Source organism: Finegoldia sp. (assembly GCF_046991905.1).
Lineage (GTDB): Bacteria > Bacillota > Clostridia > Tissierellales > Peptoniphilaceae > Finegoldia.
Genome location: NZ_JBKWZF010000011.1, coordinates 1 through 22,561, shown reverse-complemented (window position 1 = coordinate 22,561; position 22,561 = coordinate 1). Strand labels below are relative to the sequence as shown.

22 protein-coding genes, 1 tRNA gene and 1 other RNA gene are annotated in these 22,561 nt (G+C 31.3%); 17 read left to right on the top strand and 7 right to left on the bottom strand.

Going from position 1 to position 22,561, the window contains the following annotated elements; genetic code table 11:
* Nucleotides 1-154: 154 nt before the first annotated feature.
* Nucleotides 155-1,543 carry an L-seryl-tRNA(Sec) selenium transferase gene (selA, locus tag ACLUJM_RS06180; protein ID WP_412412457.1) on the top strand — a complete coding sequence of 463 codons (1,389 nt, stop codon included), beginning with the start codon at nucleotides 155-157 and terminating at the stop codon, nucleotides 1,541-1,543.
* 259 nt (nucleotides 1,544-1,802) lie between these two features.
* On the top strand, nucleotides 1,803-2,936 hold the full coding sequence (locus ACLUJM_RS06175; protein ID WP_412412456.1) for a hypothetical protein: 1,134 nt from the start codon (nucleotides 1,803-1,805) through the stop codon (nucleotides 2,934-2,936).
* Nucleotides 2,937-3,132: 196 nt separating this feature from the next.
* On the opposite strand, the gene grdA is transcribed toward ACLUJM_RS06175, so the two are convergent.
* Both grdA and trxB read right to left on the bottom strand, forming a co-directional pair.
* Complete coding sequence (gene grdA, locus ACLUJM_RS06170; RefSeq protein ID WP_080545250.1) at nucleotides 3,133-3,609, bottom strand: glycine/sarcosine/betaine reductase complex selenoprotein A; 477 nt, start codon at nucleotides 3,607-3,609, stop codon at nucleotides 3,133-3,135.
* 175 nt (nucleotides 3,610-3,784) lie between these two features.
* Complete coding sequence (gene trxB, locus ACLUJM_RS06165) at nucleotides 3,785-4,717, bottom strand: thioredoxin-disulfide reductase (RefSeq protein ID WP_094206891.1); 933 nt, start codon at nucleotides 4,715-4,717, stop codon at nucleotides 3,785-3,787.
* 439 nt (nucleotides 4,718-5,156) lie between these two features.
* Between trxB and ACLUJM_RS06160 the strand changes: the two genes are divergently transcribed.
* The gene (locus ACLUJM_RS06160) at nucleotides 5,157-6,548 is read left to right on the top strand and encodes an alanine/glycine:cation symporter family protein (RefSeq protein ID WP_294684648.1); all 1,392 of its coding nucleotides are present in this window, start codon (nucleotides 5,157-5,159) and stop codon (nucleotides 6,546-6,548) included.
* 182 nt (nucleotides 6,549-6,730) lie between these two features.
* Here the strand turns inward: ACLUJM_RS06160 and ffs are convergent.
* The 3 genes from ffs to ACLUJM_RS06145 all read right to left on the bottom strand — a co-directional run bounded on the left by ffs (nucleotide 6,731) and on the right by ACLUJM_RS06145 (nucleotide 7,493).
* Nucleotides 6,731-6,994, bottom strand: an RNA gene (ffs, locus tag ACLUJM_RS06155) — signal recognition particle sRNA large type.
* Nucleotides 6,994-7,084: transfer RNA gene (locus ACLUJM_RS06150), tRNA-Ser, on the bottom strand. The genes ffs and ACLUJM_RS06150 overlap by 1 nt, the downstream gene beginning before the upstream one ends.
* A 154-nt stretch (nucleotides 7,085-7,238) precedes the next feature.
* Nucleotides 7,239-7,493 carry a GlsB/YeaQ/YmgE family stress response membrane protein gene (locus ACLUJM_RS06145; RefSeq protein WP_002835434.1) on the bottom strand — a complete coding sequence of 85 codons (255 nt, stop codon included), beginning with the start codon at nucleotides 7,491-7,493 and terminating at the stop codon, nucleotides 7,239-7,241.
* 189 nt (nucleotides 7,494-7,682) lie between these two features.
* Here ACLUJM_RS06145 and ACLUJM_RS06140 point away from each other — a divergent pair, with 189 nt between their 5' ends.
* From ACLUJM_RS06140 to ACLUJM_RS06125, 4 genes are all read left to right on the top strand, one after another.
* Nucleotides 7,683-8,582 carry an ethanolamine ammonia-lyase reactivating factor EutA gene (locus ACLUJM_RS06140; RefSeq protein WP_412412455.1) on the top strand — a complete coding sequence of 300 codons (900 nt, stop codon included), beginning with the start codon at nucleotides 7,683-7,685 and terminating at the stop codon, nucleotides 8,580-8,582.
* Between the two features lies 1 nt (nucleotide 8,583).
* Nucleotides 8,584-10,776 (top strand): RNA degradosome polyphosphate kinase, encoded by a 2,193-nt coding sequence (locus ACLUJM_RS06135; protein ID WP_412412454.1) that lies wholly within the window; start codon nucleotides 8,584-8,586, stop codon nucleotides 10,774-10,776.
* Between the two features lie 47 nt (nucleotides 10,777-10,823).
* On the top strand, nucleotides 10,824-11,606 hold the full coding sequence (locus ACLUJM_RS06130; protein WP_412412453.1) for a P-loop NTPase: 783 nt from the start codon (nucleotides 10,824-10,826) through the stop codon (nucleotides 11,604-11,606).
* A gap of 164 nt (nucleotides 11,607-11,770) precedes the next feature.
* The gene (locus tag ACLUJM_RS06125; protein WP_412412452.1) at nucleotides 11,771-12,754 is read left to right on the top strand and encodes a helix-turn-helix domain-containing protein; all 984 of its coding nucleotides are present in this window, start codon (nucleotides 11,771-11,773) and stop codon (nucleotides 12,752-12,754) included.
* A gap of 57 nt (nucleotides 12,755-12,811) precedes the next feature.
* Here ACLUJM_RS06125 and ftsH read toward each other — a convergent pair whose 3' ends face one another.
* Together ftsH and ACLUJM_RS06115 are read right to left on the bottom strand one after the other, a co-directional pair.
* Nucleotides 12,812-14,698 carry an ATP-dependent zinc metalloprotease FtsH gene (gene ftsH, locus ACLUJM_RS06120; protein ID WP_412412451.1) on the bottom strand — a complete coding sequence of 629 codons (1,887 nt, stop codon included), beginning with the start codon at nucleotides 14,696-14,698 and terminating at the stop codon, nucleotides 12,812-12,814.
* Between the two features lie 9 nt (nucleotides 14,699-14,707).
* A complete protein-coding gene (locus ACLUJM_RS06115; protein WP_412412450.1) occupies nucleotides 14,708-15,145 on the bottom strand; it encodes a MarR family winged helix-turn-helix transcriptional regulator in 438 nt (145 codons plus the stop codon).
* A gap of 123 nt (nucleotides 15,146-15,268) precedes the next feature.
* Here ACLUJM_RS06115 and ACLUJM_RS06110 point away from each other — a divergent pair, with 123 nt between their 5' ends.
* The 10 genes from ACLUJM_RS06110 to rimI all read left to right on the top strand — a co-directional run bounded on the left by ACLUJM_RS06110 (nucleotide 15,269) and on the right by rimI (nucleotide 22,442).
* Nucleotides 15,269-15,943 (top strand): hypothetical protein, encoded by a 675-nt coding sequence (locus tag ACLUJM_RS06110; RefSeq protein ID WP_412412449.1) that lies wholly within the window; start codon nucleotides 15,269-15,271, stop codon nucleotides 15,941-15,943.
* Nucleotides 15,943-17,481, top strand: a complete 1,539-nt coding sequence (locus ACLUJM_RS06105) for a chloride channel protein (protein ID WP_412412448.1) — start codon at nucleotides 15,943-15,945, stop codon at nucleotides 17,479-17,481. Before ACLUJM_RS06110 ends, ACLUJM_RS06105 begins: the two co-directional genes overlap by 1 nt.
* Nucleotides 17,474-18,436, top strand: a complete 963-nt coding sequence (locus tag ACLUJM_RS06100) for a hypothetical protein (RefSeq protein ID WP_412412447.1) — start codon at nucleotides 17,474-17,476, stop codon at nucleotides 18,434-18,436. The genes ACLUJM_RS06105 and ACLUJM_RS06100 overlap by 8 nt, the downstream gene beginning before the upstream one ends.
* Before the next feature lie 2 nt (nucleotides 18,437-18,438).
* Nucleotides 18,439-19,020 carry a sulfurtransferase-like selenium metabolism protein YedF gene (gene yedF / locus ACLUJM_RS06095; protein WP_306479302.1) on the top strand — a complete coding sequence of 194 codons (582 nt, stop codon included), beginning with the start codon at nucleotides 18,439-18,441 and terminating at the stop codon, nucleotides 19,018-19,020.
* On the top strand, nucleotides 19,020-19,274 hold the full coding sequence (locus tag ACLUJM_RS06090; protein WP_002835422.1) for a DUF3343 domain-containing protein: 255 nt from the start codon (nucleotides 19,020-19,022) through the stop codon (nucleotides 19,272-19,274). Before yedF ends, ACLUJM_RS06090 begins: the two co-directional genes overlap by 1 nt.
* A gap of 3 nt (nucleotides 19,275-19,277) precedes the next feature.
* On the top strand, nucleotides 19,278-20,117 hold the full coding sequence (locus ACLUJM_RS06085; RefSeq protein ID WP_306479303.1) for a mechanosensitive ion channel family protein: 840 nt from the start codon (nucleotides 19,278-19,280) through the stop codon (nucleotides 20,115-20,117).
* Nucleotides 20,107-20,334, top strand: a complete 228-nt coding sequence (locus ACLUJM_RS06080; protein ID WP_373276985.1) for a DUF951 domain-containing protein — start codon at nucleotides 20,107-20,109, stop codon at nucleotides 20,332-20,334. Before ACLUJM_RS06085 ends, ACLUJM_RS06080 begins: the two co-directional genes overlap by 11 nt.
* Nucleotides 20,335-20,351: 17 nt before the next feature.
* Nucleotides 20,352-21,341, top strand: coding sequence for a bifunctional glycosyltransferase family 2/GtrA family protein (locus ACLUJM_RS06075; RefSeq protein WP_094223280.1), 990 nt, complete (start codon nucleotides 20,352-20,354; stop codon nucleotides 21,339-21,341).
* A 122-nt stretch (nucleotides 21,342-21,463) separates the two neighbouring features.
* The gene (locus ACLUJM_RS06070; RefSeq protein WP_094223281.1) at nucleotides 21,464-21,937 is read left to right on the top strand and encodes a hypothetical protein; all 474 of its coding nucleotides are present in this window, start codon (nucleotides 21,464-21,466) and stop codon (nucleotides 21,935-21,937) included.
* Nucleotides 21,938-21,998: 61 nt separating this feature from the next.
* Nucleotides 21,999-22,442: a ribosomal protein S18-alanine N-acetyltransferase gene (gene rimI, locus ACLUJM_RS06065; protein WP_412412446.1), complete on the top strand. Its 444-nt coding sequence runs from the start codon at nucleotides 21,999-22,001 to the stop codon at nucleotides 22,440-22,442.
* Nucleotides 22,443-22,561: the final 119 nt, after the last annotated feature.

Below are 22,561 nucleotides of genomic sequence, written 5' to 3'. Positions count from 1 at the left end.
AATAAAAAATAGAATTATTTGCAAAATAATAAAGCGATTACAATCATCCAATCGCTATATGATAGACAATTCTCTGCACTTATATTATAATTTACTCATAAGTTAATGTCAAATACAGTAATATTATATAGAAGAAAATGGAGGACAAATAAAAATGGGAGCTAATTTACAAGAAATGTTTAAAAAACTTCCTCAAGTTTCAGAAATTTTAGAATCTGAAGAAATTTTAAAAGCATACAATGATTATCCTGAAAGCTTAATCAAAGATTCTGTAAGAGAATCCATAGAATTTTTTAGAAATAGAATATTAAATAAAGAAGAATTTGATTTTTACAATAAAGATGTAATAGACAAAGCGTTTGAATTAATGGACAAAAATTTCTCTCCATCATTGAAACCTGTAATAAATGCAACAGGAGTTATTTTACATACTAATCTCGGTAGATCATTATTAAATGAGAAAGTTGTAGATAATTTGTGTAAAATTGCGGGAAATTACTCAAACTTAGAGTACGACATCGATGAAGGCAAAAGAGGGTCAAGATATGTACATGCAGTAGAACTTCTTAAAAGAATTACTAAAGCAGAAGATGCTGTAGTAGTAAACAATAATGCTGCGGCTGTTTTTCTAGTTTTAAACACTCTTTGCCAAAACAAACAAGCGATTATCAGTAGAGGAGAGTTGGTAGAAGTCGGAGGATCTTTTAGAATATCTTCTATTATGGAAAAGTCAGGCGCAAAATTAGTTGAAGTAGGTTCCACTAACAAAACACACTTATACGATTATGAAGATAATATTAATGAAGAAACTGCGCTTATAATGAAAGTTCATACTTCCAATTATTCTGTAGTAGGATTTAGCGAAAGTGTAAGTGGAGATGAATTGAGAGATTTGTGTGATGAAAAAGACATACATTTAATAGAAGATTTGGGTTCAGGTTCACTGATAGATTTGTCAAAGTTTGGACTTAGTTATGAAAGAACTGTGAAGGATTGTATAAATGAAGGAATTGATTTGGTATCATTCTCTGGCGACAAAATACTAGGTGGACCTCAAGCAGGAATTATTGTTGGAAAGAAAGAATTGGTATCTAAAATCAAGAAAAATCAATTATTGAGAGCTTTCAGAGTTGATAAATTTACATTAGGAGCTTTAGAGGAAACTCTAAAATTCTACTTAGATGATGAAAAGGCAATTGCAAATATCCCAACTTTGAAGATGATATCCATGCCAAAAGAAGAAATTCTTAGAAAAGCAGAAAAACTTAAATCTATGATAGAAAAAGAAGTGGACTTGAATATGGAAATTATGGAATCTCAAAGCGAAGTTGGTGGTGGAGCATATCCACTTGACAGATTAAATTCGTATTCTATTGCAATAAAACCAGACATGAAGGTTTCAGAATTTGAAAGAAGACTTAGGTTATCTGATGAACATATTATAGGAACTGTTCATGATGATACTTTCTTTATGGATTTAAGATGTATTTTCGAAAAAGATTTTGATAGAATTGTAAATGTGATAAAATCTAATATACTATAGGAAAAATGAGGAAAACTCCGGGTTTGCGATTCGGAGTTTTTTGATTTTTTAGACAAAAATTTTATAAAAATTGCAGGAAAATATTTACAAAGTTAGAATTAATATGTTATAATGACTAAAAAGGATTTAATCCTTGTTTTTTACTGTTTATTGTTTTGATGTAAAAATTTCAAGTTAATAATATTTAACTCTTTGCATTTTTTGGAAAACGATACACTTAATAATATCAATCAGAAGAAAAATCAATAGGAGGTAAATTATGAAACAAAAGTATAATGTAGGGCAGGTAATAACCTATGCCGGAGCATTTATTGCATTACTTATAGGATCAGGATTTGCAACTGGACAAGAAATTTTACAATTCTTTTCTTCATATAGATTATATGGATTAATTGGGATTATGATTTGCTTTGGACTGTTTACGTTTGCAGGATTATCATTCTTAAATGATGGTTATTATTCAAAGTTTGAAAAACCAAATGAGATTTACAAATTGATGTGCGGTAATAAAATAGGAAGAATTGTAGATTATTACGCGGTATTTTTTATTTTTCTATCATACACAGTTATGATTGCTGGTGCACAAGCTACAGCTGTTCAACACTTCAATGCTCCCCAATATGTAGGTGGAGCTATTATGGCAGCTGTTTGTATTCTTGTTGTTATGTTAGGATTGGGAAAAATTGTCGATGTTATTGGGAAAATTGGTCCAGTTATCGCAATTATGGCAATTATAATTGGTCTTATCTCAATTTTAATGAATATGGATAAGTTGGGAAGTAGTTTGGATTTAATGGGTCAATTGGTTGATTCAGGTAAAGTTAAAGTTGCAAGCAGTAACTTCTTTTTATCAGCAGGATCTTATGTTGGATTTAATATGATATGGTTAGTTGCATTCTTAGCTGAAGTTGGTAACAAGGCAAAAAGTCTTAAAGATGCAGAAGCAGGGGTTTTTGTTGGTGCTACAGGATTTTCAGTTGCGATATTCATCATGAGTATAGCAATCATATTATCAATTCCTGATTTGTACGACTCACAAATTCCAGTTTTAGTATTAGCAGGAAAAATTAATCCAATTCTTGCGACAGTCTTCTCAATATTTATAATGTTAGGTATATTTACAACATCTGTTCCATTGTTATGGACAGTAACAGGAAGATTTTTCGATGAAGGAACTAAGAAATATAAAACTTTTACTTTAATAGCAGGAGTTGTTGGTGCAGTTATCGGATTAACTTTGGAGTTTGACTCTTTAGTAAACATAGTATACGTTGTTAATGGATATATCGGAATGATTCTATTGGCATGGATGATTATAAGAAGTGCAACAGGAAAAGCTAAAAAACAAAGAATGGAAGCAGCACAAAGAAATAATATCGAATTTGAAGATTAAAATTAGGTCAGCGATTTATTTCGCTGACTTTTTTCGAGAGTTTATTTATAAAAATTTACTATTAATCAGATAAATATGTAACGATATAATTTAGCGCAAAAATTGAAAATCTATAAAAAAACAGCCTCCAAAGAGGCTGTTTTTTCTTTTAAATAATAATAAGAAGAATATTCACTTTTAAGTGAAATGTTAGATTCTATAAAAATTTGCAATAATCGCTTCTGATATCGTTCATTTCTTCAGCGATTTCATCAACGTCAAGAACCATTTCCATCATACCAACTTGTTCATCATATACGTCAGCATCGAATTGTTCTTTACATTCTTCTTCTACAACATGGTAAACTAACAATCCAAGTTCAACGCCTGCTAATGGGCCTGCGAATGTTGGGTCACCTGCTGTTACTGTTTCAGCTGCAAGACCTGCAGCTTCAGCTTCTGCGGCACCTAGAAGAACCACTACGTTTTCAGCTCCGTATTGTTCAGCGAAGTCTTTAACTCTCTTTTGGTTTTCTAAGTCCATAGCTCCTGCGCTAGTTCAGACAAAGCATTCAGTACTTGAGAAAATTACTTCTGTATTTTCTACTGTGTTTACACATGTTTCAATTGCAAGACCTGGAATTCCGTCACGGTCTCCAATGATTATAACTTTTTTATTTTCTAAAAAACCCATAATACATCCTTTCTTTATTTTAAAATATATTTTTCATTCTAATAAGAAGAATGAAATTACCACAATCGAACGCCTATCGTTCGTTGACATCATTATAATATCATAATAAAAAAAAATTGCAAATTTCACAGCGGAAATCTGCAATTCTTTTATAGAAAATCTCAATAAATGAAATTTAGAATTTATCTACGTATTTTTCAGCTTGAGTAGCAGCGATAGCACCGTCTGCAGCAGCTGTAACTACTTGACGTAGAGTTTTTTGTCTAACATCACCAGCTACATAAACGCCTTCAACGTTAGTGTGCATTTCTTCGTCAGCTAAAACATATCCGTAATCATCTAATTCGATTTTACCTTTGAATACATCAGAGTAAGGGATTGTACCTACGAATACGAATACACCCATAGTTCCGTCATCTTCGTCACAGTGGTATTCTTCTTCGTTACCTGATTCTTTGTCAACCATAACGATTGATTCCAAGATTCCTTCACCTTTGATTTCTTTAATAGAAGTGTTAAATCTCATAGATAAGTTATCGCAAGCTTTTGCTTCGTCTTCAGCAGTTTTATCACATTTCAAGTGATCGCCTCTAACTAATAAAGTAACTTTTCTAGCGAATTTTGTTAAGTAAGTAGCTTCTTCAACTGCAGAGTTACCGCTACCAACAACAAATACTTCTAAGTCAGTAAAGAAATCTGCGTCACAAGTTGCACAGTAAGATACACCTTTACCAGTGAATTCTTTTTCACCAGGGCATCCTAATTTTCTTGGAGCAGCACCAGTAGCTATAATAACTGATTTAGCTTCTAATACATCTCCGTTTTTTAATGTAAGTTTTTTTACTTTGTCAGAAAAATCTACGTCAACAACATCTGCTCTTCTAATTTCAAGACCGAAGTTGTCAATTTGGTCAGCCATTTTTTTAATTAAGCTTGGGCCAGATTCTCCAACAATTCCACCTGGATAGTTTTCGATAGAATCAGTAGTAGTGATTTGTCCACCAGTTTTTTCTTTTTCAACTATCAATGTGTTCATTTTTGCACGTGCAGCGTATAAACCAGCTGATAAACCAGCAGGACCTGCACCAATAATAATTAAATCATACATGTAAATTCACTCCTTAAAATTCTTTAGAGTAAGAACTCTATAAATAATAATATCACAAACACTAAAAAAAATCACTATTAGGCTCTTATTTAAGAAGGGGAAATAATTATAACAAAAATGTAATAATTAAGCTGTTAGCGTAATATAGCAGTTAGTTTACAATAAAACGATAAATATTTGTAAAATAATAAAAAAATTAGTAAAGTTATTGCATTTTACTAAAAACATAGTATAATAATAGTTAAGAGATATGAAAAGATTTTCATAAGTGATTTGGTTAGACTTACTTATTCAAGCAAAAGCATTAATTTATTTATTAATCCAGGGTAAAAGCGATAAATTGCTTGAAATAAGCAAATTTGAGAGAAAATTTGTTGTATCATAGTATAATCACAATAAAGGTTTTCAAGTATCTCAAAAAATTTAAGGAGGAAATATTATGGATCAAAAAGCATTAAACGATACCATAGTGGCCATCAATAGTTTTCTAAGTAACAACATATTATTGATCGCACTTTTAGGTTGTGGTATATTCTACACAATCTATTCAAAAGGCGTTCAATTTAGAAAATTAGGCGCAGCATTTAAACAAACTTTTGGAGGAGTTTTCTCAAAAGAAAAGAAATCTGAAGATGAAGGAGTATCTTCTTTCCAAGCTTTAGCAGTAGCAATTGCAGCTCAAGTAGGTACTGGAAACGTTGCAGGGGTTGCAACAGCAATCATGGCAGGTGGTCCAGGTGCAATATTCTGGATGTGGCTTGCAGCAATATTAGGTATGGCAACAATCTATGCTGAAGCAGTTTTAGCACAAAAATTTAGAGAAAAAGATGACGAAGGTAACTACGTCGGAGGTCCTGCTTACTACATTAAAAACGGTATTGGACCAACTCATCCTGGATTAGCAAAAGTAATGTCAACAGCATTTGCAATTTTAATTGTAATAGCATTAGGATTCGTAGGAAATATAGTTCAATCAAACTCAATCGCAACAAGTGTTGTAGCCGCTACAGGCGGTAAACTTAATCCTATTATTGTGGGTGTTATAGTTGCAATATTAGCTGGTGGAGTTTTCATCGGTGGTATTAAGAGAATTGCAAACTTTGCTCAATTAGTAGTTCCAATTATGGCTTTGATTTATATAGTTGCAGCAATAATTATGATGGTTAAGTTCCATGATCAAATTGGACCAGCATTTAAACTTATATTCCAAGCAGCATTTAACCCAGAAGCAGCTCTTGGTGGTGCATTAGGTATCACAATTAAGGCAGCAGCAGCAAAAGGTGTTGGTAGAGGATTGTTCTCTAACGAAGCTGGTATGGGTTCTACACCACATGCTCACGCTACAGCTCATGTAGCTCACCCTGTATTACAAGGTTACACAGCTATGGTTGGTGTATTCATAGATACTATAGTTATTTGTACAGTAACAGCATTAATGATTTTAGTAACAGGTGCATGGACAGATAAAAGTCTTAACGGTGCATTAGTTACTCAAGAAGCTTTCACTAGAGCTTTTGGACCAGCTGGTACAATTTTACTAGCAGTAGCATTAGGATTCTTTGCATTCACTACAATAGTTGGATGGTATTACTTCGGTGAAACAAATATTAGATTTCTATTCGGTCATAAAGGTTTGTGGCCATACAGAATTTTAGTATTGTTATGTATCATTGCAGGTTCTTTACAAGAAGTAGACTTAGTATGGAACACAGCAGACTTAACAAACTCACTAATGGTAATCCCTAACATTATTGCAATCATAATGCTTCATAAACACGTTAAGAATATGAGTGTACATTATGAAACAAATGGCAAAGAAGGTTCATTATAATATAACTCAAGATTTATTTATAAGAGATAGAAAACATCACGAAAGTGGTGTTTTTTATTTGTCTAAATTTAATTGGAATTATTATTCGTTTTGCTAAAAATAGAATACTGATAATAATAGAGGGAAATTATAAGGATAAATTTTGCAAAAAAAAATACCAGCCTTAGGCTAGTAAAGTATGTAAGCACACCCGAGTCTGTTAAAAAAAGCGGAGGCGATCCTTAACAGTTAGCTCAAAATAGGCACCCTCACATCACACAGGAATGACTGCTTATGGCTGCTACCTTCCGATCCTGACCAGGTTCACAGGTTCCTGTTGCGTGAGACCCACTTCTCAACACCACTTGTTAAGTTCATACCAACACTTTTAATCCCTCGCTCGGGAATTCGATCCTGCTGTAGCGATTGCAGGTTACAGGGCATCGCTAATTCCCCATCTAGTGCATGGCGGAGAGTAAGGGATTCGAACCCTTGAAACACGTGAATGTTTACATGATTTCCAATCATGCTCCTTCGGCCAACTCGGACAACTCTCCATATATCATATTGTTAAATTATAATATGATAATTAATATTTGTCAAATTTTAACAAAACTTACATTAATAAGATTAAAGATTCAAATATCAGTCTTTTTGATGATAAAAACAAAAAAATGGTATGCCAAACTTGACATACCATATAAAATCAATTTATTTTTTCTTTTTAATAGCATTAATAATAGATAATAATATTACTGAACCTAAAATTGCAACTAAAATGCTGTAAAGGTTGAATCCGTTTACTCCACTTTTTCCGATAATGCTCATTACCCAGCCACCGATTGTAGCTCCGACAATTCCGCAAAGAATGTTAGCACCTGCTCCCATGTTTGCATCATTACCAGTTATTTTAGATCCTATCCATCCTGCTAATGCTCCTACTATAATCCATGATAAAATTCCCATATATAACACCTCCTTATTGGTCATAATCTATTACAGTGTTATTTATACCCTCGGTTTTGCAATTTTAAACATAGATTGTAAAAATCATTATATAATTTGTAAAATTAATGTAAGCAATTTGATAATTTATTGTAAAACACTTAGAAAAACAGATAATATATAGTAAAATTAAGTAAAGAGGTGTTATTAATGATTTATGCAGTCATAGATATAGGTTCAAATACAATAAGATTATCAGTATATAAGGTGATTAAAGATTCTACCAAAAATCTTTTTAATGAAAAGTCCACAGCATCTTTAGCATCGTTCATTGAAAAAGGTGTCATGAATGAACACGGCATTCAAAAACTAATCAATACTTTAAATGAATTCAAGAATTTAATATCAAATTTCGAAGATATTTCAAAAACCTTTGCAATTGCTACGGCATCAATTAGAAATTCTTCTAATAGACGAGAGATAATTGAGAGGGTACGAACAGAAGTTGGAATGGATATTGAGCTAATAAGTGGAGAAGAAGAGGCTAAGTTATCTTTTTTAGGTGCGGGAATTGATTCAAAAAGTGGAATTCTAACTGATATAGGAGGAGGAAGTAGCGAAATCGTAGTTTTCGAACAAGGAAAAGTTGTTAGAACTTCAAGTTTAAATATCGGATCGCTTGTAGCATTCGATAATTTTTCAAAAAATTTGTTTATGACAAATGATGAGAAGAAATTGTTAGAAGATGATATTAAATTAATGCTTGCATCTAATAATCTTAACAGAGTACAACACGATATCGTGTGTGCGGTCGGAGGAACAGCTCGTGCTTGTTTGAAATTATACAATGAAATTTATGATAAAGAGTCTGGTAATGTGATTATTACTATGGATGGACTAAAAAAATTGATTAATACACTCATGAGTATGCCTGATAGAGAAAAAATGAAACTTATTTTAAAGGTTAAGGCGGATAGGGTTCACACATTAATTCCAGGAATGATTATTTTGTATAGAATTTCTAAATATTTTTATGCAGATATTATTAGAATTAGCATGACTGGAGTTAGGGAAGGTTTTGTTTATCATAAAATTTTAGGAAGGGGATAAAATGTACGATATTTCGTTTACGCAAAATAGGGAACTATCGTGGTTGAAATTTAACGAAAGAGTTCTTGAGGAAGCATCGGAAAAGAATGTGGAATTATTTGAAAGGTTGAAGTTTTTCTCAATATTTGATACTAATTTTGAAGAGTTTTTCATGGTTAGAGCGGGTAGTCTTACTGATATCAACGATATGAAAAAGAAAGTTATTGACAATAAGACTTTGATGAATGCACAAGAGCAATTAGATTGTATCATGGATGAATCTAAAAAGTTATATGAGAAAAAAGATTCTGTTTATGAAGATTTAAAAAAAGATTTACAAAAAGAAAATGTAAATATTTGTAAAGTAGATGATCTGGATTATAAAGAAAAAAGGCTTGTTTATTATTACTTTAATTCTACGATTGCTCCTATATTGAGCTTTCAGATAGTAGACAGGGTTCATCCATTTCCTCAAATTCCTAATTTAGCTATTGTAGTTTTGTTTCAACTGACTTCTCAATCTAAGAGCAAAAAACAATTTATGGGATTGATCCAAATTCCAGATAAAATTAAAAGGTACTTTAAACTATCTGACACTAAAGTTGTTCTAATTGAGGATATCATAAGGGAATTTGGTCAAGAAATATTCGATAATTATGAATGTCAATCAAAATACATTTTGTCTGTAACAAGAAATGCTGACATCGAATATGATGATGAAGATTTAGAATTAGACGATGATTACAGATCTTATATGAAAAAGATGATAAAACTCAGAAAAAGATTGAGGCCTGTGAGACTCGAAATTAATGAATTTCCTAATGATGATACTAAGGATTTTTTGTTGAAAAACTTGAATTTGACACAACATCGTATGTTTGTCACAAAAAGTCCAATGAGATGTGGATTTTTGTTTGATTTGGTATACGATATGCCAAAGGATGTAATTCAAAAATATACTTATGAAGAATTTGCTCCACAAGATTCTTCTATGATATCAAAAGAAAAATCGGTCATAGAGCAAGTATACGATAAGGATTTGTTTCTTTCTTTTCCTTACGAATCAATTGACCCATTTATAAGACTTTTGAATGAAGCTTCTGAAGATGAGTCAGTAGTTTCAATTAAGATTACGATTTACAGGTTGGCAAAAAATTCTGAAATCACAAAAGCTCTAATTAAAGCTGCTGAAAACGGCAAAGAGGTTGTGGTTCTTATGGAATTGAGAGCGAGATTTGATGAAGAAAACAACATTTTATGGTCATCAAGATTAGAAAATGCCGGTTGTAGAATAATTTATGGATTTGACCATTATAAGTGCCATTCTAAGGTTTGTTTGATTACTAAAATTAAGAATGATAAAATTTCATACATTACTCAAATTGGTACTGGAAATTATAACGAAAAAACAGCAAAACTTTACACTGATTTCTCTTATATGACTACAAGGCATGAAATTGGAGAAGATGCAAAGGAACTTTTCGATAATTTCTTGATAGGAAATCTAAATGGCGAATACAAGCATTTAATGGTCAGTCCTCATTCTATGCAAGTTGGCTTAGACAAGCTCATTAATGAACAAATTGAGAAGGCGAAATTTTCAGATGATGGGTATATTAGGCTAAAAATGAATTCAATTTCAGATAGAAAATTAATCGATAAATTATCTGAAGCTTCTTGTAAAGGAGTAAAGATTGATTTGATGGTTAGAGGAATTTGTTGTTTAGTTCCAGGAGTTAAGGACAAGACTGAAAATATCAATGTATACCAAGTTGTAGGGAGATTTTTGGAGCATCATAGAATTTATCAATTTGGAAAAGCTGAAGACTGCAAAGTATACATTTCTTCTGCGGATTTCATGACTAGAAATATTAGAAAAAGAGTGGAAGTAGCTGTTCCTATTTACGATGATTTTATTAAGCATAGAATATTGAATTTTATGGACATAATGTTTGCCGATGATACTAAAATCAGAAAATTAAACGTAGACAAAACATATTCAAAAGTTGAAAATACTGATGGTAAAATAGCGCAAGAAATGTTAATAGATATAGCAAAAGAAAACGCCGAAAAACAAACTCAAAATGATGATAAAGATGACAGAGTGATTAATTATAAATCAAATGAAAAAGACAATACACAAAATAATCATTCTAGTAAAAGGGTTGGTTTGTTTGAAAGAATTAAGAATTTCTTCAAAAACTTGACACATTAATAAATTATATGAGAATATTTAGGTATAATTTTTAATGGGGTGAAATTATGACAGAAAGAAAAGTTCCTAATTTTTTGATTGAATCAAATACAGGGAGTAATATAAAAAACATCGTTGGTATTGTAAGTGGTAAAGGCGGAGTAGGAAAAAGCCTTGTCACTTGTTTATTGGCCAATGAAATGGCAAAAAAAGGATATAAAGTTGGTATCATGGATGGAGATATAACAGGTCCATCTATACCAAAATATTTTGGTTTGACTGAAAAAGCGACTGCTGATGCAGATGGTCACATCAATCCTGTTACTACATCAAATGGGATTAAAGTTATTTCTATGAATTTAATGCTTCCAAATGATGATGATGCAGTAATTTGGAGAGGACCTGTGATTGCAGGTGTTGTTAAACAATTTTATCAAGATGTAAACTGGGGAGATTTGGATTACTTATTTGTAGATATGCCACCTGGAACTGGGGATGTTCCTTTAACTGTGTTCCAATCAATTCCTATCAAGGGAATAGTTGTAGCTATGTCTCCATCAGGACTTGTTGAAATAATCGTGAAAAAGGCATTGCACATGGCAAAAATGATGGGCAAGAAAGTTATAGGCGTTGTTGAAAACATGAGTTATTTGGAATGTCCTGACTGTGGAAAGCACATCGAAGTATTTGGTACTAGTACAGTTGATAAAATTGCACAAGAAGAAAATATCGATGCAGTTTGCAAACTTCCAATCAATCCAGAAATTTCGAAATTAACTGAAACTGGAAAAATAAATGAAGTCGAAACAAATTATTTGGAAAATATTACAAATAAAATTGAAAACTTATAAAAACAAAATGACTAGCTTGATTGATCTTCAGGCTAGTTTTTTTATAAAAAAGCTGTAAATATCATAAAAGCAACCGGTGGTTGCGTAATTTCAAATCAAAGTTTGTGGCAATCAACTGCAAGATTTCATAAAATTAAATTAACAAAAATTCAAGGAGGTTTGAAATGATATTAAGTGATAAGATAATTCTTCTTAGAAAAAAGAATAATCTAACTCAAGAAGAGTTGGCAGAAAAGTTAGGCGTTAGCAGGCAATCTGTATCGAAATGGGAAATGGGAAACTCAATTCCAGATATCAATAAGATTATTCAATTGAGTGATGTTTTTGGAGTAAAAACAGACTACTTATTAAAAGATGAAATTGATGATATTGAATATTCGGATGATACGGTAGAAGAGTTGGAGCATAAGAAGACAATTAGTGTAGAAGATGCTAATGATTTTATGAGTGCATACGAAGAATTTTCGAATAATGTTGCTGATAGCATAAGCTTATTCATAATATCTCCTCTAGCAGTTTTGGTATCTCAAATCATAGCGTTGACAACAAATGTTAAGAGCGAGGATTCTTTAGTAATAGGAGGGACTATTGTATTATTTCTTATAATAGCTTTTGGAATATATAAATTGATAGTGAAAGCGAATTTAATTGAAAAATATGATTTTATTTCAAAAGAATCATTCAACTTATCATATGGTGTAAGAGGAATAGTCGAAAAGAAAAAGGAGGATAGAGAACAAAAAGATAATAAAGCAATAGCCGCTGCGATAATAATGTATATATTATGTGTGATTCCTGTTATACTTGTATCTATATTAGACAGTGAAATATTACAATTATCGTCTGTAATATTGTTGTTAATTATTGTATCAGCAGCTACTAATATTTTAATCAAAAAGCTTTCTGTGATATCAAGTTATAACATGTTACTTCAAGTAGAAGATTACACTATAAAAAATAAAAAATTGAGAGAAAAGACGAGCGGATATGTTACAGCTTATTGGCTTATAATAACAGCGATATATGTTGGGGTTAGTTTATACACAAATAGATGGGAAATCACTTGGGTGATTTTTGCAGCAGGAGCAATTTTGTTCGTAGCATTTTATTCAATATTAAAAACTCGTTTCAACAATCAAATGAAATAACATAAAAAACATTCTCTGATATTGAGCAAGAACTCAAAACAGAGAATGTTTTTATTTTTATAAATCGCTGACTGTAGTATCATCGACTCCATCTTTTTTCACTGTATTTTCATCTACTTCAGATTTTTTTTCATTTTCTAGGTTAAGAATTTCCATAAATTCTTCGCCTGTGATGGTTTCTTTTTCTAGTAAAAATTTTGAAATTTCGTGAAGTTTGTCGATGTTTTCTGTCAATATATTTCGAGCTTTTTCGTGAGCAGATTTTATTATAGATTCTACTTTATCATCTATTTGTCCTGCTTTTTGATCACTTGCAGCTAAAGTATTACCTCCGCCTAGATATTTTGAGTTAGTAGTTTCCAAGCTCATCATATCAAACTCGTCAGTCATGCCATATTGAGTAACCATCGCACGTGCTATTTTTGTAGCTTTTTCTATATCATTAGAAGCGCCTGTAGTTCTTGTGTTGAACACAACTTCTTCTGCACTTCTTCCTCCTGTTAATGTAACTATCATGTTGAATAGTTCTTCTTTATTCATGAGGAATTTTTCTTCTTGATCTACTTGCATAGTGTAACCCAATGCACCGCTTGTTCTAGGAATAATTGTAATCTTAGTTACAGGAGCGGAATGTGATTGCATTGCGGCAACTAATGCGTGTCCTACTTCGTGATAAGCTATTAGTTCTTTTTCTTTTGGAGTTATAACTGTGCCTTTTCTTTGTTGACCTGCAATTACAACTTCAACAGATTCTATCAAATCTTCTTGTGTTACGATATTTCTTCCCATTCTTACAGCTCTTAATGCAGCTTCATTGACTATATTAGCCAATTGGGCTCCACTAGTACCTGCTGTCATCAAAGCGACTGCTTTGTAATCCAAATCTTTTTCGATTTTAATTTTACGAGCGTGAACTTTTAGAATATCGATACGGCCTTGTAAATCTGGAAGTTCCACAGGAATTTGTCTGTCAAATCTACCAGGTCTAGTAAGTGCTGGATCCAAAATTTCTGGTCTATTAGTAGCAGCTAATATTACTACTCCAGAATTTCCGTCGAAACCGTCCATTTCATTTAACAATTGGTTAAGTGTTTGTTCTCTTTCATCGTTGCCAGAAATTCCCGCAGTATCACGTCTCTTACCGATAGCATCGATTTCGTCGATGAATACAATACAAGGAGCTTTTTCTGCAGCTTGCTTGAACAAATCACGAACCTTGCTGGCTCCTAATCCGACAAACATTTCAACGAATTCTGAACCACTCATTGAAAAGAAAGGAACTTTAGCTTCACCAGCAACAGCTTGTGCAAGTAATGTTTTACCTGTTCCAGGAGGGCCAACTAACAAAACTCCTTTCGGTAAAACTGCACCGATTTCGTTGTATCTTTTTGGATCGTGCAAGAAATCTACAACTTCAAGCAAAGCGTCTTTGGCTTCTTCTTGACCTGCAACATCTGTAAATTTCTTTCCAGTTTGACTTTCAACATAAATTTTTGCATTGCTTTTACCAAATTGTAGAGCATTACCTCCCATTTTTTTAGTAGCTTGGCTCATTGCTAATTGCAAGAATCCAAATATTATTATAAATGGTAGGATAAATTGCAAGAAAATTGATAAAAGTGGAGCATATTTGCTCGGAATGTCGCTTGAAAATTGAACCTTACTGTCTAATAATCTGTCGACCAATTTTTCGTCTCTTATCAAACCTGCTTTGTAAATAACGTTGTTTTTGTCTTTTGCTTTGAAATTGATATGAGTGTCTAATATTTTTACCTCTTTAACTTCTCCTTTATCGAGCATTTCGATAAATTTATTGTAAGGTACTTCTTCTTCTTTTGTTTTTGAAAAAGTAGGGAAAAGCAAGCCGGCAACCACAGCATAAAGAACTATAGCTATTAGATAATATATGATTATCTTTTTCTTATTTCGCTTGTTTTCTTTCATATTTTGCCACTACATTAATTCAACATTTAATTTTTCGTTTAATAAATTCAAACTTTTGATAATACTGTTGTATTCTTCGTTAGTTAATTTAATTTGTTTTTTGTATTTTTCTGAAATTTCTTCAACGATATTGTTGATGATTTTCTTACCTTTTTCTGTCAAACGAACAGTAACAATTCTTTCGTCCTTTTCAGATCTTTTTCTTGAAACATAACCTTCTTTTTCTAATGCTTTACATAAGTTAGAAATGTTTCCTCCAGCCATTCCAACTAAAACTCCGATATCTCCAATAGTTAAATCGTCGTTTTTAGCTAACTCAAATAAAGTTTTAACCTTCATAATTGTTAATCCGTATTTATCTGAGATTGGTGCTAATAAAGCGTCTGTTTTACGATAAGTTTCTCTCAATAATTGAGATAATTCTGTGTTAATTAAATTGTAATCCATACTTCCTCCATTTAATTTTTAAAATATTATGTGTTTTGATATAATAAAATACACATAAGTGGTTATCCACTAAGTACAGTATATATGTTAATTATATAGAAATTATGGAGATAAATGTAAAATATGGAAAATTTTAATAAAAAAGACTTTAAAAAATTGTGGGTAAATTTTGAATCTAGTACACAAGCTATGGATTTATTGGTAATTTTATATAATATAGAAATTTTTGAAATATCTTTAATCACAATAGAATCTGATGTCAACAATAACGTACTGGATTTGTTGGATAATTTGGATTGGGATGTAGAAGTTGTTTTCCTAAAAGATTTTATGAGTGACAATGACGTTGTATTATCAAGGTTTTTAGGAGATTTCAAAAATATAGATTTGGTTAATTTTTCTGACATGAAATACTTGTCTGAGTTTTTTGGTCAAAACAGTGAATCACTTGAAGCATTAGATGATATTTTCATGTACGACAAATACGTCAAATCAAACGAAAGTGATTTGAGTGTATTAAATGAAAAGAGTGTGTTCATGATTACAAATGATACATTTAATAAAAATGATTACACTGATATTTTAAACGAAATGTTCGATGAATCATCAGAACAATTAATAGAAGATTTGTTCTTATTATACGCTTATTCTAAGAAAGATCATTTTATCTACGCACAAACAAATGTAAGAATAGACGAAGAAAATAACTTGATAGAAGGCGAAGGAATTGATACATACATTTCAGTTACGTATAATTTGGATAGATTTAGAGAATTTTTAGAAAGTGTGATAATTTAATGAAGAAAAAGTTTAAAATAGGAACTTCTATGTCACTTTTCTTGGCAAGTTTATCTATCGGAGTATTTTCCGGTGGATTAGCTGTGTTTTACAGGTTTTTGCTAAGTAAATTAGAAATCGTTAGAAATTCTATTTATTCAACTGACAGTATTCCAAAATCAATTTTGATTGTAGTGTGTTCATTTGCACTTGGAATTGTTGTCAGCAAATTACTTAAATGGGCTCCGTTATCTGGTGGTAGTGGTATTCCACAAGTTCAGGGAGAACTTATTGGAGCATTTAACCAAAATAGTTTCAGAGTTACTGTTTCCAAAATTGTAGGAGGAGCAATTGCCTCATTAGTGGGACTTTCTTTGGGAAGAGAAGGCCCTTCTATACAATTGGGGGCAAGTAGTGCAAAATGGTTGTCAGAAAAATTTGGAAAAAGCAAAACGGATGAGAAATTGTATTTAACTGCAGGAGCTGCGGCAGGTCTTTCAGCTGCTTTTTCAGCACCAATTTCAGGTCTTGTTTTCATATTGGAAGAACTTCACAAATCTTTTTCAAAAAAAGTAGTTGCAATAAGTTTTGCAGCAGCGGTTATTGCAGATGTTATTGCAGTTTGGGTTTTCAAAATCAAACCAGTGTTTTCGTTTGGAATGACCTATGCACTGCCAACAAAATACTATTTATTGATTATTCCGATGATTATACTTTGCTGTGCTGTGGGAAAGCTGTTTAATTATTCAATCACGTTTTTTCAAGATGTATTTGCGAAGATTAAGCTGGAGCAAGATTTGAAAATAGCAATATTTTTTGTATTTGTATCTGTAGTTGGATTATTCTACAAAGATATTTTAGGTGGCGGACATTCATTTATAGAAAACATGGCAGCACATAATTACCATTCATTTTTGCTTTTAATAATACTTTTGTTATTCAAAATGTTTATGACATCGACATCTTATGCGACTGGAACTCAAGGTGGTATTTTCTTGCCAGTTTTGGTTTTGGGTGGAATAACAGGATTATTTTATTTTAATTTGATGAATTATTTTGGAGTAGTACAAGATGTTTATTTATCAAATTTTGTTGTACTAGCTATGGTATGCGTTCTAACAGCTGTGGTTAGAAGTCCTCTATTGAGTGTTGTATTGGTATTGGAATTAAATGGAAATATGACGCATTTGTTGGGACTAGCATTCTGCTCAATCATGGCGTATTTCATATGTATGGCGTTGGATTTCGAACCAATTTACGATGTTTTATTAAAGAGAATGTTGAACAAAAGAGTTGTTGGAAATGGTGTCAACGACAAATTCACAATGTTTGATATAAAACTTGGATACGAAAATTGTGTTTCTAATAAGAAAATCAAAGACATTGATTTTCCAAAAGACGCATTAATTGCAGAAGTAGACTCAAATGGAGAAAAATACGTTCCTAATGGAGACAGCATTTTGAAAACAGGGGATATTGTTACTGTTTTGGTAAAAGATGAACAACTTTACGATACCAGAATGAAAGTTTTGGAAGTTTTTGGAGAAAATCATGGATAAAATAAAGGAAAACTTAAACTATATTCTACTAGCCGTTGTCGCTATTCTCGTATGTGTTTTGGCTATTATGATGTTTTCTAAGAAAAATGTGTACAATATTAATACTGGTAATAGCACTGTGTTGAAGAAAAATTACGTTATAACACATTACGACAACAAGATTTTCATGTACAAAAATGACAATCTGAGAATGAAGAAAGATTACGACGACAAAAATCCATTTTATTTCGATGGTAAATTTCTTTATTTGATTGATAAAAAGGATTTATTGCAATATAATACAAAAGGAAAGATGAATTCAAAGTTATCTTTTAAATCGAACATAGATTATATTTATGCGAACAAAGACCATATTATTGTCGATACAGCAAATGAATTTTCAATTGTTAATAACATGAAAATACTGGAAAGTTTTAATATCAAAGATGAGGTATCTAGTTTGATAGCTTCAAATGGATCCAACTATTCTTTCAATACGATTGGAAAACGTGACGGAAGAATTTTTTCTAAGATTTACATGTACGACGATAAGGGACTTTTTTACAAGAATATTTTTATAGACAAGCCGGTTTTTAGAATGAAATATGTTGAAGATAAACTAATTGTCGTGTTTGATGGATATATTAAAGTTTTTGACAAGGCTAAGATTATAAATTCAAAATCATTTGACGGAACAAAAGATGTGGGAATCTCAGATAAAAACATTTATGTAATGACTAAAACAGGTGAGCTTTTGATTTACGATAATGATTTGAATTTAGTAAGTAAAACTAAGGTAGATGATTCTCTTAAAATTTACTCAAATGATAAAAACTGCATATTATATAATCAAAACGGGTATTTTATGTTTGAGGACTCCAAGTTAGTGGAATATAAAGCATCGGATCTTAAATCAATAACAGGAGAAGATGATTTTTATTTAGTATTTAATAACAGAATAGAAAGGATAAGATAATTATGGAAATTGTAGATGCAAGAGGACAAGTGTGTCCAAGACCAATTATTATGACAAAAAATGTTTTTGATGAATTAGAAGAAGGTACTGTTAAAACACAAGTTGATGACATGTACTGCGTTGAAAATCTTCAAAAATACGCTAATGGTCAAGGCTTCGAATTCAGCTATGTAGAAACTGATTATGGTTTTGAAACAACTATTGTAAAAGAAAAAGGAGCAGTTAAAAAGGTTGAGGAATCTAATGGTAATTTAGTATTGGCTTTTTCAAGCGACAAAATGGGTGATGGAGATGAAAAATTAGGTAAATCACTTATTAAATCCTACATTTATTCTGTAGCAGAAGCTGACGAAGTTCCAAGTACACTTTTGTTTTTCAATTACGGAATCCACTTAACTACAGAAGGATCAGAAGTTATTGATGATTTAAAGAGAATCGAAGAAAAGGGTGCAAAGATTATGACTTGCGGAGCTTGCTTAGACTTCTACGACAGAAAAGAAAAACTTTTGATAGGCGAAGTTACTAACATGTATGTAATTTACGATACTTTATCAAAAGCAGACAGAAATGTAATTATAAGATAATGGAAAAAATATTACTAACTTTTACATCAGTTAATTTTACAATGATGACAGAAAGTAAACTTGTGAGTATGGGATACGATATTAAAACTATCCCTACTCCAAGGGAGATTTCTGAAAGTTGTGGATTAGCTATTATGTTGGATCCAGATAAAAAAGATGAGATGATTGCATTGAAAAAAGAACTTCCAATCGCTAAGATATGGTCGTATCTTAAAGTAGATGGAGTAATTTTTGTAAATGAGGTAAAAGAATAATTCATGTTATTTAATATTGAAAAATTCAACCAAATATTTTATAATTCTGCTGGTCAACTAAATTTGTTGGCCAAGATTTTATTATCCCTGCTAATTATCGTGCTTACGCAAATTGTCGTAAGCATTTTAACTAAAAGCTTCGATAAATTATTAATGAAAAAGGGAAAATCTATTGAAGGCAGACAAATCACAGTTACTAAATTGTTGAACAATACCATCAAATATATAATTTATTTTTTCTGTGTAGTCCATGTACTAGATTTGTTTGGAGTAAAAACAAATAAAATACTGGCTACTGCTGGAATTGGTGGGGTTGCTATTGGTTTTGGGGCACAATTTATAATAAGAGATGTAATCAGTGGACTTGCGTTGATTCTTGAAAATCAATTCAAAGTCACAGACCATGTGATTATAAATGGAATTGAAGGTAACGTTCAAGAATTGGGACTTAGAGTTACAAAAATAAGAGGATTTGACGGAGCTATTCATATGATAAGTAATGGTCAAATCAACACGGTGACTAATTTATCCAAAGAAAACCAAAGAATTGAAGTTAAAATGGAAGTTCCAATCAAATACAGTTTGGGTCAATATACTGAAATCATAGATGAAATTTCTAATGAATTGGTAGATGAGTATTCAGATATTGTAAAAAAACCAGAGCTAATAGGCGTTACAAAAATGGATAAAAACTCCATGACTATTACGATTTGGGGTAGTTGTAAACCAGAATCTCAATACTTGTATCAAAGAGAAATTATCAAAAAATTCATAGAAAAAGCCAAATCAAAATCAATGGATTTGAATTGTTATTTTGTAGCAGGTGATGAAGATGAAATATAAAGTAAATGATATTGTAACACTAAAAAAAGGTCACCCATGTGGTGAAAACAAATGGGAGATTTTAAGAACTGGAGCAGATATTAAATTAAAATGCTTGGGTTGCGATAAAATAGTGTGGCTTACAAGGTTAGAATTTAACAAAAGAATCAGGAAAATTCAAGATAAAAACGGCAAATTTGTATCCATAGTTCATTACGAACCAGAAGATGACGAATAAAAAACGATAGGAGAATTATGAATTACGTTGTAATACCAGCGTACAAACCAGATGAAAAACTCACAAAATTGGTGGAAAATTTAAACAACAACCACCTCAATATAATTGTGGTTAAAGACGGTCCGTGCGAATATGATTTTTCAAAACTTAATAATATAGTTCTTCTTGAGCATCAAACTAATATGGGAAAAGGAGCTGCACTTAAAACTGCATTCAAATATTTGAAAGCACAACAAGCGTCAGGGACTGTGGTTACAAGTGATGCAGATGGACAACACTTGGTCAAGGATATTTTGAAATTGATAGAATATTCTGAACAAAATCAGGATAAATTAATACTTGGAGTGAGAGATTTGAAAAGAGGAATCCCTCTTAAATCTCTGCTTGGTAATACTATAACTAGAATGGTATTTTATTCTAGTTCATCGAAATACATCAAGGACACGCAAACGGGACTCAGAGCTTTTAATACGTCTAATCTTGATAAAATGATAAGAATCGAAGGAGAAAGATACGAATACGAAATGAATATGCTTTACGAATTCGATTCTGAAAGCATAATGCAAGTTCCTATCGAAACTATTTATATAGAAAATAATGAAACAAGTCATTTTAATGCACTAAAAGATTCAGTCAAAATCTACAAAAGCATACTGAAATTTTCTGCGTCAAGTTATTTGAGTTTTTTGGTGGATTATTTTACTTTTTTATTATTAGTTTACAAATTAGACGTACAAAGTTTGGTGCTGTCCAATATAATAGCAAGGGCAGTGTCAAGCACGTTTAACTTTTATGTGAATAACAAATACGTATTCAAAAATAAAGATAAAATCCTAAAAAAATACATCAAATACGTGACATTAGTAGTGTTCATACTAGCTTTGAATACTATTGTGTTGAAAATTTTGTCAGGTTTAGGAATTAAAGTTTTTGTGGCAAAAATCATAACTGAAGCTTTGATGTTCATAGTAAGCTACAACATTCAAAAAAGAATAATATTCAAATAGCACTTTTAATAGAAAAAATTATAGAATTTTTAATAGAAGTGCTTTTTTAGTGCAAATCTTTAAAATTTTGTAGATTTTTGTGCATTAGGTTTGTTGTATAATAATTTTGAAAGGAGTTTATTATGAAAAAAATTGGATATTTGTTATTTGCGATTATCATTTCATTATTAATGGTAAGTTGTGCGCAAAGTGACAAATCAAGAGTGTCTGATGAACTTAAAATAAAATTAGTTAAAGAAAATCAAATCATGAAATACGATGATCATGGAGCAATGGGAGATGGGACAAGATTTATAACATTTGAATTTGATAGCAACGATACATTGAATCAGATAAAATCAGATAGTAATTGGAAGAAATTTCCGTTGGATAAAACAACGAAAACTTTGATGTACGGAGATGAAAAAACATCATCTTATGTGACGGATAATAATTCCAGATCGCTTTTTCCAGAAATTTCGCAAGGTTATTATATGTTGATTGACAGACAAGAAGACAAGAGTCAAAATATTTTAAAACGTTCATCTTTAAATTTTACACTTGCAGTTTATGATACAAAAACTAATACTTTGTTTTTTGCGGAAATTGATACTTAAAATTGAACATATAATAAAAAATAGGAAACCAACTTAGGACTACTATAAGAGAGGGATAAAATTGATTGTACAAATAGGAATTGACAGGATTGATGAAATAGTAGAATTTGAGAATTTGTGTTTTTCATATGATGCTTGGTCAAGGGAACAAATAATTGATGTTTTAAATGATAAAAGAACGATTTACCTTTGTTATGAAGAAAATGGAAAAATAATTGGATTAATAGGCCTTTACAATTGGTGTTCTGAGAAAGATTTTCTTAAAATATTTAGCATTGCAACTCATACTGAACACAGAAATCAAGGAATAGCACATGAATTGTTAAAAGAATCAATTAAAATAGCCTCAAGCAATGAGCTCAAAAGAATAAAAGCTGAGACTAGAAAATCTAATTTTAAAATGCAAAAAGTTTTTGAAGATATGAACTTTAAAAAAACGGATATGGTTGAAAATTATTACGAAGAACCTGACGAAGATGCTTTAATTTATGAATTTCATTTATAAAGAATAAAAGATTTACATCTTTACGTGTAACTAAAAAATAGCAAACCAACGGTGGACAATCCTCACTGACCTGAACCCGTAAACACGGAATAATTTAATAATATTTTAAGCGGAATGTA

Bases quoted from the DNA above. Each gene is read 5' to 3' on its own strand.
- selA (WP_412412457.1), top strand. From the start codon at position 155: ATGGGAGCTAATTTACAAGAAATGTTTAAAAAACTTCCTCAAGTTTCA.
- ACLUJM_RS06175 (WP_412412456.1), top strand. From the start codon at position 1,803: ATGAAACAAAAGTATAATGTAGGGCAGGTAATAACCTATGCCGGAGCA.
- trxB (WP_094206891.1), bottom strand. From the start codon at position 4,717: ATGTATGATTTAATTATTATTGGTGCAGGTCCTGCTGGTTTATCAGCT.
- ACLUJM_RS06160 (WP_294684648.1), top strand. From the start codon at position 5,157: ATGGATCAAAAAGCATTAAACGATACCATAGTGGCCATCAATAGTTTT.
- ACLUJM_RS06145 (WP_002835434.1), bottom strand. From the start codon at position 7,493: ATGGGAATTTTATCATGGATTATAGTAGGAGCATTAGCAGGATGGATA.
- ACLUJM_RS06140 (WP_412412455.1), top strand. From the start codon at position 7,683: ATGATTTATGCAGTCATAGATATAGGTTCAAATACAATAAGATTATCA.
- ACLUJM_RS06135 (WP_412412454.1), top strand. From the start codon at position 8,584: ATGTACGATATTTCGTTTACGCAAAATAGGGAACTATCGTGGTTGAAA.
- ACLUJM_RS06130 (WP_412412453.1), top strand. From the start codon at position 10,824: ATGACAGAAAGAAAAGTTCCTAATTTTTTGATTGAATCAAATACAGGG.
- ACLUJM_RS06125 (WP_412412452.1), top strand. From the start codon at position 11,771: ATGATATTAAGTGATAAGATAATTCTTCTTAGAAAAAAGAATAATCTA.
- ftsH (WP_412412451.1), bottom strand. From the start codon at position 14,698: ATGAAAGAAAACAAGCGAAATAAGAAAAAGATAATCATATATTATCTA.
- ACLUJM_RS06115 (WP_412412450.1), bottom strand. From the start codon at position 15,145: ATGGATTACAATTTAATTAACACAGAATTATCTCAATTATTGAGAGAA.
- ACLUJM_RS06110 (WP_412412449.1), top strand. From the start codon at position 15,269: ATGGAAAATTTTAATAAAAAAGACTTTAAAAAATTGTGGGTAAATTTT.
- ACLUJM_RS06105 (WP_412412448.1), top strand. From the start codon at position 15,943: ATGAAGAAAAAGTTTAAAATAGGAACTTCTATGTCACTTTTCTTGGCA.
- ACLUJM_RS06100 (WP_412412447.1), top strand. From the start codon at position 17,474: ATGGATAAAATAAAGGAAAACTTAAACTATATTCTACTAGCCGTTGTC.
- yedF (WP_306479302.1), top strand. From the start codon at position 18,439: ATGGAAATTGTAGATGCAAGAGGACAAGTGTGTCCAAGACCAATTATT.
- ACLUJM_RS06090 (WP_002835422.1), top strand. From the start codon at position 19,020: ATGGAAAAAATATTACTAACTTTTACATCAGTTAATTTTACAATGATG.
- ACLUJM_RS06085 (WP_306479303.1), top strand. From the start codon at position 19,278: ATGTTATTTAATATTGAAAAATTCAACCAAATATTTTATAATTCTGCT.
- ACLUJM_RS06080 (WP_373276985.1), top strand. From the start codon at position 20,107: ATGAAATATAAAGTAAATGATATTGTAACACTAAAAAAAGGTCACCCA.
- ACLUJM_RS06075 (WP_094223280.1), top strand. From the start codon at position 20,352: ATGAATTACGTTGTAATACCAGCGTACAAACCAGATGAAAAACTCACA.
- ACLUJM_RS06070 (WP_094223281.1), top strand. From the start codon at position 21,464: ATGAAAAAAATTGGATATTTGTTATTTGCGATTATCATTTCATTATTA.